Raw genomic sequence first — 15213 nt, 5'->3', positions numbered from 1 at the left:
CTGTTCATTTAGTATAAAAATCAGGAAGAAAACATGAGTCAGTATTTGAAAAAAATTACGGAAGTCTTTTCTGCCGATGCGCGGCACTGCCTGAATGCGGCAGTGAGTCAGGCCGTTAGCCGGACTCACCATGAGGTGAGTGTTGAGCATTTACTGCTGGCGCTAATCACTACTCAGACGGTATTGCTTGAACAGCTGTGTCTGGGGGCGGGGCTCAGAGGGGACCAGCTGGCAGACGCGCTGACGCATAGTCTGAACCAGCAGCGCAGCGGCAATACCTGTGGACCCGTACTGTCTGAGTCCCTTGTCCGGCATCTTGAGAAAGCATGGCTGCATGCCAGCATTTGCTGGCATCAGCGGCATCTTCCTGCCACGGCGTTTATTGGTTGTCTGCTTGCTGACCCGGACGATGTTACGTTGCCTCTTCCGACAGAGGTTCGTCAGGCACTGCATTGTGACGTGCTGAAGGCTGACGCACTCATGGCTGAATACTCAGGTACGGGCCAGAAAAAAGATAACACGGAAGAAGGTGTGCCATCTGGTGGGCCTGCATTGCTGAAATACACCCATAATCTGACTCAGAAAGCGCGCCGGGGAGAGCTGGATCCCGCTACAGGGCGTGAGAATGAAATCCGCCAGATGATAGATGTATTACTTCGTCGGCGTCAGAACAATCCAATCCTGACGGGTGAACCTGGCGTCGGTAAAACAGCACTGGTTGAGGGATTAGCGCAGCGCATCGTCAGCGGTACCGTACCAGACTCACTGAAAAAAATGGATATCATGTCACTTGATCTCAGCCTGTTACAGGCTGGAGCCAGCGTAAAAGGTGAATTTGAAAATCGGCTGCAAAGCCTGCTCTGTGACATTCAGTCACACCCCGTGCCGATCATTCTTTTTATCGATGAGGCACATATGCTGGTTGGAGCAGGAGGGACTGCGGGCCAGAACGATGCGGCCAACCTGCTAAAACCCGCCCTGGCAAGGGGAGAGTTACGCATGATCGGTGCTACAACGTGGTCCGAGTACAAAAAATATTTTGAAAAGGATGCTGCGCTTGCCCGCCGCTTTCAGATAGTCAGGGTGACGGAACCCGACCGGGACACGGCAATTAATATGCTGCGGTCGATTGTACCCGCCATCAGCAGTCATCATGGTATTCCAGTCCCTGATTCGGCAATCGTGGCTGCTGTTGAATTCTCTGCCCGTTATCTTCCGGGCCGGCAGTTGCCTGATAAGTCAGTCACGCTGCTGGATACGGCCTGTGCCAGGGTGGCTTTGTCCCAGAGCGACGAGCCACGAGAGATTGAAGATCTGAATGTCATGCTGAGGAATATCTCACTTGAGCGCCGTAGCCTCTCTCTGGACAGTGGATGTGCAACACGTATTGCCTGGCTGGATCAACGTAAAGCTGAAATCAAACAAGACCTGACCATTCTGACTCCGGTATGGAAAGAACAGCAGAGCCTGGTTGCCCGGATTGCTCAATGCCAAAATTCTGAGCAGCAAGCAAGCCTGCGGCAGAAACTGTCTGTAATGCACAAACAGCAACCTATGGTCTTCGAGCGTGTTGATGCGGCATGCGTTGCAGAAATTATTGCCGGGTGGACGGGGATTCCGGTGGAACAAATCCTGGAGCAAAAACAGGGGCCGCTGAATACTCTGTATGAACGTTTGTGCGAACGGGTTACCGGACAATCACATGCGCTTGAGGCAATTGTCCGGCAGATTCGAACCAGTCGGGCGGGTCTTGCCGATCCGTTAAAGCCAATGGGCGTCTTTATGCTGGCCGGACCTTCCGGGACAGGTAAAACAGAAACAGCACTGGCCCTGGCAGAAATGTTGTACGGCGGAAGTAGAGGGCTGATAACGCTGAATATGTCTGAGTACCAGGAGGCACACTCTGTCGCCGGCCTGAAAGGCTCTCCCCCTGGCTATGTCGGCTATGGACAGGGTGGCGTACTGACTGAGGCTGTGCGTCGACAACCCTATAGCGTTGTTCTGATTGATGAAGTTGAAAAAGCACACAGAGATGTGATCGAACTTTTCTATCAGGTATTTGACAAAGGGGTCATGGAGGACAGTGAAGGGCAAACTATCGACTTTCGCAACACCTTCATCATTCTGACCAGTAATCTGGCTGATGATGTAATTATGGCGGCAGGAGAAAAGGAATCTCCTGATATCAATGCATTAGTCCGCCAGATACGACCTGAATTCAGCCGCGTATTTCCAGCGGCGTTTATGGGGCGTCTGACCCTGCTCCCTTACTTACCGCTCAGTGCCCAGGCGCTTAATAATATTATCAACGCTAAGCTCAGAATAATCAGCCTGCGCTTTTCTGGCAGAGACGGTGAGAAGAGATCTCTCAGTTACAGTCCTGCAGTAGTGAGGTATATCGCTGACCGCTGTCATGTCAGGCAAAGTGGCGCGCGTGATGTTGATACTGTAATCAATCAAAGCCTGTTGCCTTTGGTGACCGATTATTTGCTCGAAGCTGACGGCAGCGGAAACCTGCATATCCGGGTGCAGGTTACGGGAAAAGATCTTGCCATCGTTACAGATCGACAGAGTAAAAGAAAATGAACTCAGGCACTGTTTTTCAGGCGCTAAAAGTTAATAAAAAAGATCCGAGACAGAGCCCGGAGTTTCTTGAAATCAACTGGTCCATGCAGAATGCAGATATTCGCAGGATGAGTGAAAGTGAATGGAAAACGCTGGATAGCCAGTGCCGGGCATACTGGCGTAAGTATGGGTATGATTTGCAGAGTGGGTGTTGGTTCTGTCTGATGAGCTTAAAGCTGGACGGCTGGAGAGGTCTGGCGCAGGGACTCAATATCCTGGTTAGAGTATGGCGCGGCAAGACATCCGAATATTGCTGGCCTCCGGTCGTCGATTCGGATCGACGACGATATCTGCTTGAATGGCTGAATACACACGTAGTGACCAGTATTTACCAGCTTGACTGTGATGATAATTTTACGGCCGTGGCCAGTAGTATTGCTGAAAGTATTGCACTGCTTTATGACGAAGCGGTGAAAACGGATGCACGTTGCAGAAACTCTTTAAAAAATATGCATTATTTTCTTCAGGTTCGCAGTAAAGCATCTTCTTCTTTGATTTTAAGCCTTGCACATTTAAAAATTGATAAAGATATACGGCCAGAATTATCTCCGATCAATATTAAAACCAATTCCTCTGTCCAGGGGAGCAGCATAAAAAGAAAGCATCTTATTCAGGCTGGATGTGCAGGTATTATTGGCGGTATGTTGGCGACCATGCTGTTAATGTCCGGCATCAGATACATGGAAAAACCAGGAGTTACCGAAAAGCTTGCTGGGGTACTTCAGGATTTTCCGGGTGACGATGCACTGACAGCATTAGCATGGCAGGGGATAGATAAGGAAGAACTGGAAAGTCATCGTGATGAAATATTGCATAAGTCGGCGTCATTATTGACATGGATTGCGGATCGTCCAAACGATGAATTACTTCGCAAGGGCGATATTCTTGCTCAGCGTCTTGAAAATGCATGGCCTGATAATTCAGTCAGTCAGAAATGGAAGTATAAACTGCAGGCTAAGGCTAACATTTTACCCTCAACGTGGAACTACAAAGAGGTTACTGCCGATCTGGACGAATTTGATTTAAAACTGGCCAATGCAGAACAGAGAAAAGGAGGATATTTAACGATTTCTGAACTGAAAAGCTTTTCCTGGAAAATACGCAGAAAACTGGAAAGTTCAGGCGTACCACCAGAAGAACTGCTTAGATATTCAGCAGAGGATAAAGAAGGCAGCCGTAAAGAAATTCTGGAGTCTGTTGCAAAAACCTTGTCTGCTTTAAATGCTTTGTATGTATTGTCAGTGAACCAAAATGATAAGCCAGCACAAGAAAATCATTAAGTCCCAAAAGGATTATGCTCTTTAATGAACGTAATGTTTTTTCTGAAAAAATAAAGCTGATTTGATTTTGTTATTTTGAGGTGGCTGGCAACACTAAGCTAGCATCACCCGTGTAAAATTATACTAAACATGAGATTTAAAATGATAAACTTTGATAGAAGTATTTCAAAGAAATGTTTAAAAAAATTCAGTGAGAGAACTCAGGTTAGAAACGAAAGAGAAAAGATTAATAGCGATATATTACGGGCGTGGGATTATGAATTAAATAAAAAAGCAAGACCAGATTTAATGATCGCACACTGTATCTCTTCCCGCGGAAGCGTTTCTGCCATTGGAAAAAAGAACACAAACTCACCTTTTTTAACAAAGACTGTAGAAGCGGTTCTATCATCATGGGATGTTATATCTGCCTGTTGTACAGGTGTAGTGTCGAATTCTAACGGTATTATGGAAGGTCGGGTGCCTCTGGATATTCAACTCAATCTTCGTGTTCCGGTACAAAATATTTTGGGTACGCATCATAGTGATGTGAGATTCAATAATTTTTCAGGGCTTGAAGGTAATGTTCCGCATGGACGTGTTCTGGATAAAGCGGCATTGACCGAAAGTATTTTTAAAGGGATAGAAAGACCTAATGATCATGGTTTCAAAATGTCTGGTCCTTATAATATTTTACGTCATCCAAATGAATTCTTGAGAAAAATTGTTTCCAGTGCGGGTAATTATAACGAAATACTTCTTGTGGGGAAGACAGGCGTACGGATGTATATGGACTTCCCATGTACTGAAATGATAAAGCTAAGAGGGGTTTCATTCAGACCAAATTATCTTATAAAGCTTTTGATCAAAGGGGAATATGACGAAGAAACACTGTCAAAATTTGAAGAGGACATGGAGTTTATAAAAAAAATTCTCAGGGTTAATGCTAGTAACAGACTTCTATTCCCGATGGGAAGACATCCTGGGTTAAGAAGGCTTAAGTTTTCATATCACATTGAAAAAGCAGGGTTTATAACAGTTGATGGTAGCTCTTTTGTGCTTAGTTGAAAGCTAAATTTTTAACATTTTACTAATTATTCGTAAGGTGCCGGGAGAATGTTCCTGCCACCCCTCTTATCCGTTAATTAGTAAGGAGATACGTATGGATAAAAAAAAGTGTGTGGCCGGCAATCCATTGCAGGTAAACAAGGCATTGGAACTACAGGCATTGATTATGTGTTATTTCCCAAAATATACTAACTGCGAAGTTGAGTTTGAAGAATACAACTGGGATTTCGGGGGTAGTGATAATGTTATTCAGTCAAAAATAAGAAGTATGGCTATATCAAAAGGGTATTGTAAAAAGGATTTTATAGTGCGAAACCGGATGGTTGTAAAAAAAGAAAAAGCAATCAGCCCCATAAAAACCCTTCACAGGGCATTGGTAGCAACCTATGTTACTTCAGGTAATTACTATAATACGCCCTTAAGACGACGTCTCAATCCAGTTCAGCGGCTTGTGTCTGAACCACTTACCATGAGTATGGAGGATGTCATTGAAAAGTTCAAGCGTGAAAGCGAAGAAGCTGCCAGAGGTTATGGGTTTAGCCTTGATTTTACTGTAAGAAGCATGAGATTACAGGGCAGGTTGTCTGCGGGCTTTTCAACATTACTGCTTAAAAATCTGCTATTGGAAAGAAAAAGAAAAGGGACAACGTTTCGTGGCGTTCTGGCGTCATCACAGTTTGTGACTTTGCTCGATTATTACAGTCAGCATTCTACCGTTGTAACCACAGATCAATTTCTTTCCACTACCACATATCAGCTTGTTGCCAGAGAGTTTTCCGCAGGAAAATATGATTCCCGATCTGTTTCTGAAGGAGATAAAAAAGTTGTCTTTATCGTGGAGGGATACTCTGGTGCAGAAATATCAGCATGGATTGATGAAGGTGAAGTGTTATATCCGCCAGAAGTTTATTTTCAGGTCTGTCCAGTAAATACTTATGAAAAAATACGTTATCTGGGTGCTACATACGGCGCGTTTATCTATAAATTAAAAGAGGTTCCTGCGCCAGATACCGATAAGGAAATACCCTTTTTAACAGATGTTCATAAATTGCAACGTTAAGGCATAATTTTAATAACATGTTTGATATCACACCTGAAAATGCTGGGGTTAAAACATACACTCCATAAATATCTTCTTTTGGTTTTTTAGCTTTTAAGAAGAATATGGCGGTGTTTTCAGGGTGAGGTTTCTCTTGTTTTTTTCTGGTGGATGCTTTTATTTTTCTATAAAAGGTAATGTTTATGTTAACAAGCACTCAACGTGATAAGTTAAACAATATATTTAATCATCGTGCTAAAATGAAGACAATCAATTCATTTTTATCCTTACAAGAACCTGCGGGCCCAGAGCAAATCCTTGAGCTAAGGAGGTTGTCTGACAATGATTATTTTTTTGTCCCTGTGATGCCTGAAAGGAAAGTTAATATCCCAAAACCTCATGGGCGATTTTTATTTGTTATTCCCTCTTTCTCGCCAGGAAAGGTCTTCTGTGGCGTACCTGATGGTTACCGGACGTTTGCTTCTGAGATTATCAAACCAATACAGGGCCATACTTCAATATGTCTTGATAAAGATGTGTTTTTTGCGGGTGAAGTGGATTTTATTAATGGCGTATTGAAAAGCTGGTCGAATAACAGTGGTCATTATATGCCAAAAGCAGAACTCATTGATATTAATTTTATTCCGGCAGTAAAATTACTCTTGCCTAAAAGTAAGTTTAATGAGATTTTTTGAAGTAATTTTTTGTTAATGATAGACATGTAATTTTTTAGACTACTGTTTTTTTTGAAAAGCAGGATGTCCAGGAGTGCCAGAAAGATTCATTCACTACAGAATCTGGAAAATGCCTGCAAATACCTCAGAATTGGTAAAGGAAATAGATCGTTCATTACGGTCTGGAAGAATGCGTTAGCAAAGATACCTGAACCCTAAAATTTTATGAACAAGGAGCACCCCATCATGGAAAGTCAGAGTCTTGTTGATATCGCTGAGGCCTTTCCTCAGTCAGCCATCGATCTCAAATATGCCACCGCTGACAACCTCACCGGTAAGCCGATCTATCGCGACGCGCGTTGTCTGCTGCACGTTGATGCGGCGAAAGCGCTGGCAAAATGTATCAATATCGCCGGTGTGGCGGGCTATAAGATGCTGATCCTCGATGCATATCGGCCACCTGCTGCGCAGGCTATTTTATGGCAGGCCTGTCCGAATCCTGACTATGTTGTGCCGCTTTCGCGTGGATCAAACCACAGTCGCGGAACGGCGGTAGACGTGACGCTGATCGATGAGCGCGGTGAGATCGTGGATATGGGCACCGGCTTCGATGAGATGAGTGAGCACTCTCATCCTTATCATCCTGCGGTGCCTGTTCAGGCACAGCGCAACCGACTGATGCTTAATGCCATCATGCTGGGCGGTGGCTTCAGCAGTATTGCAACCGAATGGTGGCATTTTGAATTGCCCGGTTCAGATAACTATCCTCTGATTGACGGTGCGTTTCACTGTTATTCCTCGCCTCATGCTGAAAATATCAACATCTGAAGCGTTATAAACAGGAGGGGTATAATGAGTGCAGGGAGATGCGTATCGCGCTGTTTAATATAAGCAGAGTGATTAAATAAATAAATTCGGGCAGGGCGGAATGACGTTGTCATTTACAGCGGTTTTCTGGAGTAATAAAAAATAAGCCGTGGCAGGCGCCACGGCTAACGATTTATGCAGACTGCCACTCGCTTTCAACATCCGCTTTGGCTTTAGAGAGAATGACTTTATTGTCATCCACTTCTTTAACCCAGCTGAATGGAATAATGTGGTGCTTGCCGCCTGCTTCAGGGTCGCTTTTCGCCAGTTTAATTTTGTCGTCGCCTTCAAAATGGTCGACAATACCGACATGTTCGCCATTTACATCAACAACCTGTGCGTGATCCAGAATCTCTGATTTATCTACCATGGTGGCTTAATCCTTATATTTGATGAGTTAAGTTGACCTCAGACAAAACAAGCCTGGTAGTTAAATACGTTTTTAGCCAGGCGATTAACAAAATGAAATAGTTAAGTGCACTGGTCCTGGTCGATATTATTTCCCCTCATAAGTGTGTGAAAGAAAAATAAGCGAAACCGCAGATAAGGCGGATTTGTCTGTTGCTTCAGGCATTCTGACCTGTTCATCTGCCACATCACTTTAATCAGATTAGCTGCGTGAGTCTGCCGCGCGTTTAACAACAAGGCTATGATAATCAGACCCATCGCCTTGCGGTAGAGCAACCTGATCGCGGGCGGTTTAACGTACAGAAAGGAGTCCCTATGACAGCAGTCAGTTCATTGACCACCGAAGGCGGCGTCTGGATTAATCAGCCGCCGGTACACAGTCTGGATGGCAATACGTTGCAGTTCGAAACCGCATTAAACAGTGATTTCTGGCAGCGCACCTGGTACGGCTTCGAACGGCACAGCGGCCACGCCTTTGGCTTCTGGGTAGAAAACGACTTCACCGTTCAGGTGCAGGTGAGGGCAGAATTCAGTCAGCTCTATGATCAGGCTGGTCTGTTCATTCAGGACAGTGAAACGCATTGGGTTAAAGCGGGTATTGAGTTCAACGATGACCAGCCCGCCATTGGCAGCGTGGTCACGCGTGAGTTTTCTGACTGGTCTACCGGCGTTTTTCCAGGCGATGCGCGTCAGTTCTGGATGCGAGCCACGCTGGAAAATGCCGCGCTGAGGATCCAGTACTCCACTGATGGAGAGATATGGCCGCTGTTGCGACTCTGCCCGTGGCCGGGTCAGGGGCGGCGTTTTGTCGGCGTGATGGGCTGCTCGCCCGAACGCGAAGGGCTGGGGGTTAGCTTTATGGATTTCGCGCTGACTCCGCCGCTCGGTAAAGCACTGCACGACCTGTCATAACCCTGGGCAGATTGCTTATCATCGCAGAATCGGCTTAATTGTCGGGTCAGAATTTGCGGTGACGCGTCGTCCATGCAGGACAACGCTTTTACAGGGAAAGCCATGCGTTGTTCCAACTTGTTGACCAGACTGCTGGTCATCTTCTGCTGTGCCGGATGGGCAGAGCAGGCCGCAGCCGATACCGTCTGGCTGAATAATGGCGACCGGCTGACGGGCACGATTCGTTATCTCAGTGACGGCAAGCTGGGTATAGAGACACAGTATGCCGGGACCGTCACGCTGGACTGGAATGCGGTCAGCACGCTCGCCAGCGAGAATCCGGTCAATGTCGAAAACAAACATACCGGTGAGCATTATCAGGTGCGGCTCAGCTCGTCCGATCCCGGCTATGTCTGGGTTGAGCGCAACGAGCAGGAGCAGCAGGTCTCCCTCAGGCGTATTGACGAGTTTATGAAAGCCAAAGTACGCACCGATCAGCTCGCCTGGACCGGCAACATCGATGCGGGCGTCAAAGTCAAAAAAGCCTCGACCAAAACGGATGACTACAGTTTTGCGCTTAACACCAAACTCAACCAGGGAAAATGGCGGCATGACATCGGCGCGACCTTCAACCGCGAGCAGGAAAACGACAGCATCAACACCAGTAACTACAGCCTGCGCTATGCCTTTGATTACCTGGTCAGGGAGCAGTATTTCTGGCAGACCCGCGCGACCTACAAGCGCGACTGGGTTGAGAATCTCTCCCGGCAGGCGCTGATCGGGACCGGGCCAGGCTATCAGCTGTGGGACACTGAACTCAGCGCGTTCTCACTCTCATTGCTGGGCGGTGCCTTTGAGTATGGCTACAGCGATGACAGGGAAGAGCGACATTTTGGCGGCTCAGTACGCTGGAACTATCAGCGCTATTTGCTGGGCAAGTCGGTCACGCTTTACAGCAATGGCGACATCGGCCATTCGCTGGACGATGACGGGGTATTTATGCTGGATGCGGAAGTCGGAATGCGCTATAGCCTGACTTCCTGGTCAACCCTGCATATTGGCTATCATCGCAACCTGGTCAGCGGCATACCGGATACCCTGAATGAAGGCATCTTCTCCACCGGGCTTGGGCTAAAGTGGTAATCCGCAGATTGCGCAACGCCGCAGCAAATCCTTACGGTTTTTATCCGGTTACAGGCCCGGCATTAGCTAAGCTCCATGTACTGTCACAACAGGAATGCAGAAGATGATCGTAAGTAGCATGGTGTATCGTCCGGGATGCGCGGGCGAAGAGGTCCAGGTCGATGATATCAGTGAAGTGATTAAAGAGCCGGAGGCGTTTATCTGGCTTGGGCTGTGGCAGCCAGACGCTGAGTTTATGGCGAAGATTAAAGAGGAGTTTGGACTCCACGAACTGGCGGTTGAGGATGCGCTTAATGCCCATCAGCGACCTAAAATCGAACATTATGGCGACTCACTGTTTATTGTCGTGAAGACGGTGTGCGCTAAGGATGATACCTGCGAGCTGGGTGAGTCCCATTTCTTTGTTGGGAAAAAATTCCTGATCAGCATCCGTCACGGCGCATCGGAAAGCTACACCCCGGTGCGACAGCGGGCGTCTGAAAACCCGGCGCTGCTAAAATTTGGTCCGGCCTATCCGCTTTACTGCCTGCTCGATTTTGTCGTGGATCGGTATGCTCAACTCTCCACCTCACTGAATGAGCGGGTCGGGCAGATGGAGAACGATCTCTTTACCAGCGAATTCGACCGCAAGTCGGTGCAATCGGTTTACACCATGCGTCGTCATCTGCTGTCGCTGCGCAATGTGGCGCTACCGGTTGAAGAGATCTGCAATCAGCTGATTCACCTGCATGAAGATTTGATACCCCGTCCGCTGCGTGCCTATATCCGTGACGTACAGGACCATGCCCGCCATGTGGTAACTGACGCGGAAGATATGCGCGAGATGCTGACCAGCGCCATGCAGGTCAATCTGGCGCTGGTCACGGTGCAGCAGAATGAAGTGGTGAAAAAGCTGGCCGGCTGGGGCGCGATTCTGGTGATCCCGACAGTTGTATTCAGCATGTATGGCATGAACTTCGAGCACATGCCAGAGCTGAAGTCGCTGTATGGTTATCCGCTGGCTGTCGGGCTGACGCTGGTGGCCTGCGGCGGGCTGTGGGCCAGGCTGCGCCGCTCTGGCTGGTTGTAATCGTGACGGGTCAGGAGAGGGTGCATAAACGGTCATCCTGTTCCTGACCCGTGTTCTTTCGCTGTACCTGACGCAACTGCCCGTTTTTGCTGCGGGTCCACATGAAGATGCGCGGGATTGGTCCGGCAGAACAGGCAACAGACACCGCCACAAAGCGAACCCTTTGACGCTGCGCTTATTCTGCCGCTGCCCTTGTAATCCTGTCGATTTAGTTCAGACTCACTACTCCACTCATGTTTTATCATCAGAGCTGGCCTGACTATCAATCAGCGTTATGCTTTTACAGTCAGGATTAATGTGAATGAATTTACACGTTTTACCTTCTACCCCATCACCGGCTGGCATATCGGTCCTCTGAGTTCGCATCAGGCACTCGTCCTCAAATTCGGTTATATCGATCCCGACGCCCCGCGTGAACAGGGCCCGCAGGAGACGCTGTTCCTGGGGCTGACCATTGAAATGGCCAAAAAACTGGTTGCCAGTCTTTCCGAACATATCGACTACGCCGAAAAAATGGGCAACCAGCACTAGTTTCCATCCGGGAAGACGCCTGGCGGTTGGCATTCAGTAATCCATCGTCGGGTGCGCACACCGTTACGCTGCCGCCGCATTTAACCTACTGGCACCACCGCCGACAATAACGCTATCCACGCCACTCTACGCGACTGGCCTACGCTACGATTCACTGGCTGTCGCTGCGGGGTTCGTTTTCGTCTGATTGCAGCATAATGAGTCCTGTTTGAGTCAGCAGCGTCTGTGCCCGACGGGCCTCCACGCCTCTTTTGGACTATTGGTGATTAATCAGCAATAGTCCTGTTCTTTCATGGTGAACACACTTTTTTGTCATCCTGATGTCAAACCAGCGACAATAAGAAAGCAGGAACAGCATCCGACTGACCGGTCAACAACGTTGCCTGCGCGACGGTACGTAACCCGTTGAGTGCCATAAGTAACCATAAAGATCGTCTACACTGCTTAGGGTCTGTTCCACATTGAGGTGTTGCCATGACCGAACATGAATTCAGAAAATTGTTAGCCGAACAGGGCTTTGATGAGCCGCTGCTGGTTGAACGAGCAGCGTCAGCCCAGCTTGATAATCACGTCCATCCCTTTGAGGCGCTGGCACTGATTCTCAGTGGTGACATCACTATCAGTACTGAACAGGGCGACACGACGTATCATCCCGGTGAGACATTTCACCTGCAGCCGAATGAGCTGCATCGCGAGGCGTTTGGTCTGCAGGGCGTCAGTTATCTGGCGGGACGTAAATATGAGTAACGAGTATTAGCATGAAGGTTTCAGACGATCTCTTTATCCGGCTGGCGCGCTCACCGTTCCGCCAGCGTTTTCGCCTTGGACGCGCTGAATATGATTACGCCAACAGCAAAGGCGAGTCGGTAGTGAGGCAGCACGCCGCAGAGTTTGTGGAACAGCGCCTTGCGCCTGCCCAGCCTGAGAATGATGGCAAACAGACACCCATGCGCGGCCATCCGGTGTTTATCGCCCAGCACGCCACCGCGACATGCTGTCGTGGCTGTCTGAGTAAATGGCACAATATCGGACAGCATCAGCCGCTGAGTGCTGAGCAGCAGGTGTATGTGGTAACGGTGTTACTGGCGTGGATTACGCGACAGCTGGAACAGTCTGCGCCGCCTGTTCGCGTGACCCGAAATCAGCCTGAAAAAGACGACGATCCGCAGCTCGCGCTTTGGTAGTGGGCGAAAAATCTACAATCAATCACTTTTTCTGGTGAAAACTGGCCCTTTTTCATTCCTGGTTTATTCTTAAATCTTTCCTGGGAAGGCTATGCCAGGATTAAAACCTACACGGCAACGATGAATACAGAGGGAATTATGAAGAAATCAATTATTGCACTGTCTGCTATTTTGCTGGCCTCGCCAGTATTTGCTGCTACTACTACAGACAACACCGTTGCAGAAGCGCATAAAGGCGCTGATACCGCGAAAGAAAAACTGCATCAGACCCAGAACGAAGGCGAAGAGCTGAAGCTGAAGTCTGAGCACGACGCTGAAGGCAAGAGCCACACCACCGGTAGCAAAATCACCGAAGGTACACAGAAGGGCTGGCACAAAACCAAAGAAGGCACTGAGAAAGGCTGGGATAAAACCAAGCAGGGTGCTGAAGATCTGAAAAACAAAGCGACCAACTAATTCGCTGCTGTTTCAGAGTTAAAAAAAACCCACCGAAAGGTGGGTTTTTTTATGGCCTGACGCTGTCAGGGCTTATTCAAGGCTGCTTTCTCTCTCTGCGAGGCGACTAACGCTGAGACTTTGCTTTCCGTTTCTGCAGCCGCTTCCGCTGATGCCGCAGCCGCTTCTGCCGCGGCTTCTGCTGCTGCCTCGGCGGCGTCATCGGACTGTTTCTTGCCTTCTTCGATAAACTCTTCGTCGATGGCTTCGATATTCTCGCGGTTGTCGCGTCCGGAGAGGAGATTCCAGCAGGCGATAAACAGAGCAGCAATCACCGGACCGATAACAAAACCGTTAATGCCGTAGATTTCCATACCGCCCAGCGTGGCAATCAGGATCATATAGTCAGGCATTTTGGTGTCTTTGCCGACCAGCAGCGGACGCAGGATATTATCCACCAGACCGACAATCACCACGAAGAAACCCACCAGGAACAGCCCTTTCCACAGTGCGCCAGTGGCGAAGAAGAAGATCGCCGCAGGCACCCAGATAATGGCGGAACCGACGGCCGGAATCAGGGAGAGGAAGGCCATCAGCGCACCCCACAGCAGGCTGCCGTCGATGCCGGTAAACCAGAAGGCCAGCCCGCCGAGAATACCCTGAACGATACCGACTACCACCGTGCCTTTCACCGTCGCGCGCGCCACGGCGGCAAACTTCACCATCAGGTGATGCTTCACGTAGGTTGAGAGCGGCAGCGCTTCCAGAATCAGATGTACCAGATAGGAGCCATCTTTCAGCAGGAAGAACAGCAGATAAAGCATGATGCCAAAGCCGACGGTGAAGCTGAACGTCCCTTTACCGATGATAAAGGCGCTGCCTGCGACATACTGACCGCCCTTAAGGGCAAACGAGGAGAGCTTCTGCTGAATTTGCCCGGCGTTATCCAGATTGTTTTCAGCCAGAAAATGCTTCGCCCAGCGCGGCAGATGCTGCAACAGATCGGCGAAGACCACCGGGAACTGCGACGAGTTGGTCTGCAGCTTGTGATAGACCGCGTTGGTTTCAACCACCAGTGAGGAGGCAATGATCGCCAGCGGCGTAAACACAATCAGGCAAATACAGAGCAGGGTAATTAACGCCGCTACGCCATTACGATCACCCAGTCGATTACGAAGCCAGGTTTTCAGCGGATGGAAAATGACCGCCAGAATCGCTGCCCATAAAATCGACGAGAAATAGGGCGAAAGGACGTCAAAAAAAGCGACGGTGGCGATAGCCAGAATCAAAATGAAAAACCCGATGTTCAATCCTTTAAAACGCATGGAAAAACCTCATCTGGAACAAACGCTGATAAACCCGACGCGCAAATTTTCTGTGCCTGTCTTCGCCTATGCGAGGGCCTGGGACGCATTAACGGTCTGGCTTTGTTCTTAACACGCTGCTGGTGGCAGCATCATACTGGCTAACTATCTGAAAGGTCTGGCAGAAGTGATGAACGGATAATGTTCGTTCGCTGCGTGACTTCCGGTCGGTAGCAGGCTGCTTATGACTGCAGCGCGCTGAATCCTACATTAGCGTAGCGGTTTCGACCATTATTGGTAGGTCAGAGACTCATGTTCTCTGTGTATGCTGCCGATAATAGCGTTGACTGAGCAAAAAACAGGCAATAAGAAATGGGTAAACCGAGCGTTTTAACGGTGCTGCTGGCGCTGGCACTAACCGGCTGTGCCACCAAACAGTATCCTCAGGCGGCGGCGGTAACGCCGGAAGAGACGGCGACACTTAACTGCAGTGCACTGGATCAGGAACTCGTGAAAGCGCAAAGCGTGCAGAGTGACATTGAGCAAACCGGCCAGTTTGATGCACTGACCGTACTGGGGTTTGTCGGCGATTTCGGGCTGGGTAATGGCATTGCGAAATACAATGCCAGCCAGAAGGCAGAACGGCGACTGAATCAGTTACAGTCGCTGAAAGCCGCGAAGTGCAGCCAGCGACTGTCGTAGCGGGCGGCTTAAAA

Annotated in this window: 16 protein-coding genes; 14 read left to right on the top strand and 2 right to left on the bottom strand. The window is 48.8% G+C overall.

Going from position 1 to position 15213, the window contains the following annotated elements:
• The first annotated feature begins 33 nt into the window (after window positions 1-33).
• The 6 genes from tssH (at window position 34) to ddpX (ending at window position 7493) form a co-directional block, all read left to right on the top strand.
• Window positions 34-2586 (top strand): type VI secretion system ATPase TssH, encoded by a 2553-nt coding sequence (tssH, locus tag EE896_RS14280; RefSeq protein WP_140915994.1) that lies wholly within the window; start codon window positions 34-36, stop codon window positions 2584-2586.
• A complete protein-coding gene (locus EE896_RS14275; protein ID WP_140915993.1) occupies window positions 2583-3905 on the top strand; it encodes a VasL domain-containing protein in 1323 nt (440 codons plus the stop codon). Before tssH ends, EE896_RS14275 begins: the two co-directional genes overlap by 4 nt.
• Before the next feature lie 141 nt (window positions 3906-4046).
• The gene (locus EE896_RS14270) at window positions 4047-4952 is read left to right on the top strand and encodes a hypothetical protein (protein ID WP_078804177.1); all 906 of its coding nucleotides are present in this window, start codon (window positions 4047-4049) and stop codon (window positions 4950-4952) included.
• Window positions 4953-5046: 94 nt separating this feature from the next.
• Window positions 5047-6012 (top strand): hypothetical protein, encoded by a 966-nt coding sequence (locus EE896_RS14265; protein WP_140915992.1) that lies wholly within the window; start codon window positions 5047-5049, stop codon window positions 6010-6012.
• A gap of 182 nt (window positions 6013-6194) precedes the next feature.
• A complete protein-coding gene (locus EE896_RS14260; protein ID WP_140915991.1) occupies window positions 6195-6686 on the top strand; it encodes a hypothetical protein in 492 nt (163 codons plus the stop codon).
• 225 nt (window positions 6687-6911) lie between these two features.
• Window positions 6912-7493, top strand: coding sequence for a D-alanyl-D-alanine dipeptidase (ddpX, locus tag EE896_RS14255; protein WP_140915990.1), 582 nt, complete (start codon window positions 6912-6914; stop codon window positions 7491-7493).
• A 172-nt stretch (window positions 7494-7665) separates the two neighbouring features.
• Here the strand turns inward: ddpX and EE896_RS14250 are convergent, their stop codons facing one another.
• Window positions 7666-7902, bottom strand: a complete 237-nt coding sequence (locus EE896_RS14250; protein WP_003854080.1) for a DUF2171 domain-containing protein — start codon at window positions 7900-7902, stop codon at window positions 7666-7668.
• 353 nt (window positions 7903-8255) lie between these two features.
• On the opposite strand from EE896_RS14250, the gene EE896_RS14245 reads away from it, so the two are divergent.
• The 7 genes from EE896_RS14245 (at window position 8256) to EE896_RS14215 (ending at window position 13214) form a co-directional block, all read left to right on the top strand.
• Entirely contained in the window at window positions 8256-8852 is a 597-nt protein-coding gene (locus EE896_RS14245; protein ID WP_003854078.1) for a DUF1349 domain-containing protein, read from the top strand.
• A gap of 102 nt (window positions 8853-8954) precedes the next feature.
• Window positions 8955-9974 carry a DUF481 domain-containing protein gene (locus tag EE896_RS14240; RefSeq protein WP_140915989.1) on the top strand — a complete coding sequence of 340 codons (1020 nt, stop codon included), beginning with the start codon at window positions 8955-8957 and terminating at the stop codon, window positions 9972-9974.
• A 103-nt stretch (window positions 9975-10077) separates the two neighbouring features.
• Window positions 10078-11043: a magnesium and cobalt transport protein CorA gene (locus EE896_RS14235; protein WP_140033621.1), complete on the top strand. Its 966-nt coding sequence runs from the start codon at window positions 10078-10080 to the stop codon at window positions 11041-11043.
• A 297-nt stretch (window positions 11044-11340) separates the two neighbouring features.
• A complete protein-coding gene (locus EE896_RS14230) occupies window positions 11341-11574 on the top strand; it encodes a hypothetical protein (RefSeq protein WP_003854071.1) in 234 nt (77 codons plus the stop codon).
• Between the two features lie 474 nt (window positions 11575-12048).
• The gene (locus EE896_RS14225; RefSeq protein ID WP_003854069.1) at window positions 12049-12321 is read left to right on the top strand and encodes a cupin domain-containing protein; all 273 of its coding nucleotides are present in this window, start codon (window positions 12049-12051) and stop codon (window positions 12319-12321) included.
• A gap of 11 nt (window positions 12322-12332) precedes the next feature.
• On the top strand, window positions 12333-12758 hold the full coding sequence (locus EE896_RS14220; protein WP_140033620.1) for a DUF4186 domain-containing protein: 426 nt from the start codon (window positions 12333-12335) through the stop codon (window positions 12756-12758).
• A 138-nt stretch (window positions 12759-12896) separates the two neighbouring features.
• The gene (locus EE896_RS14215; RefSeq protein WP_140033619.1) at window positions 12897-13214 is read left to right on the top strand and encodes a hypothetical protein; all 318 of its coding nucleotides are present in this window, start codon (window positions 12897-12899) and stop codon (window positions 13212-13214) included.
• Window positions 13215-13279: 65 nt separating this feature from the next.
• On the opposite strand, the gene EE896_RS14210 is transcribed toward EE896_RS14215, so the two are convergent.
• Entirely contained in the window at window positions 13280-14518 is a 1239-nt protein-coding gene (locus EE896_RS14210; RefSeq protein ID WP_003854064.1) for an AI-2E family transporter, read from the bottom strand.
• Between the two features lie 351 nt (window positions 14519-14869).
• Between EE896_RS14210 and EE896_RS14205 the strand changes: the two genes are divergently transcribed.
• A complete protein-coding gene (locus EE896_RS14205) occupies window positions 14870-15199 on the top strand; it encodes a hypothetical protein (protein WP_140915988.1) in 330 nt (109 codons plus the stop codon).
• Window positions 15200-15213 lie beyond the last annotated feature (14 nt).

Source organism: Pantoea eucalypti (assembly GCF_009646115.1).
Taxonomy (GTDB): domain Bacteria; phylum Pseudomonadota; class Gammaproteobacteria; order Enterobacterales; family Enterobacteriaceae; genus Pantoea; species Pantoea eucalypti.
Note: the sequence above shows the minus strand (reverse complement) of the source record. Positions and strands in the feature narration are given on the sequence as shown.

Coding starts and splice junctions, on each gene's coding strand:
- tssH (WP_140915994.1), top strand. CDS start 34: ATGAGTCAGTATTTGAAAAAAATTACGGAAGTCTTTTCTGCCGATGCG.
- EE896_RS14275 (WP_140915993.1), top strand. CDS start 2,583: ATGAACTCAGGCACTGTTTTTCAGGCGCTAAAAGTTAATAAAAAAGAT.
- EE896_RS14270 (WP_078804177.1), top strand. CDS start 4,047: ATGATAAACTTTGATAGAAGTATTTCAAAGAAATGTTTAAAAAAATTC.
- EE896_RS14265 (WP_140915992.1), top strand. CDS start 5,047: ATGGATAAAAAAAAGTGTGTGGCCGGCAATCCATTGCAGGTAAACAAG.
- EE896_RS14260 (WP_140915991.1), top strand. CDS start 6,195: ATGTTAACAAGCACTCAACGTGATAAGTTAAACAATATATTTAATCAT.
- ddpX (WP_140915990.1), top strand. CDS start 6,912: ATGGAAAGTCAGAGTCTTGTTGATATCGCTGAGGCCTTTCCTCAGTCA.
- EE896_RS14250 (WP_003854080.1), bottom strand. CDS start 7,902: ATGGTAGATAAATCAGAGATTCTGGATCACGCACAGGTTGTTGATGTA.
- EE896_RS14245 (WP_003854078.1), top strand. CDS start 8,256: ATGACAGCAGTCAGTTCATTGACCACCGAAGGCGGCGTCTGGATTAAT.
- EE896_RS14240 (WP_140915989.1), top strand. CDS start 8,955: ATGCGTTGTTCCAACTTGTTGACCAGACTGCTGGTCATCTTCTGCTGT.
- EE896_RS14235 (WP_140033621.1), top strand. CDS start 10,078: ATGATCGTAAGTAGCATGGTGTATCGTCCGGGATGCGCGGGCGAAGAG.
- EE896_RS14225 (WP_003854069.1), top strand. CDS start 12,049: ATGACCGAACATGAATTCAGAAAATTGTTAGCCGAACAGGGCTTTGAT.
- EE896_RS14220 (WP_140033620.1), top strand. CDS start 12,333: ATGAAGGTTTCAGACGATCTCTTTATCCGGCTGGCGCGCTCACCGTTC.
- EE896_RS14215 (WP_140033619.1), top strand. CDS start 12,897: ATGAAGAAATCAATTATTGCACTGTCTGCTATTTTGCTGGCCTCGCCA.
- EE896_RS14210 (WP_003854064.1), bottom strand. CDS start 14,518: ATGCGTTTTAAAGGATTGAACATCGGGTTTTTCATTTTGATTCTGGCT.
- EE896_RS14205 (WP_140915988.1), top strand. CDS start 14,870: ATGGGTAAACCGAGCGTTTTAACGGTGCTGCTGGCGCTGGCACTAACC.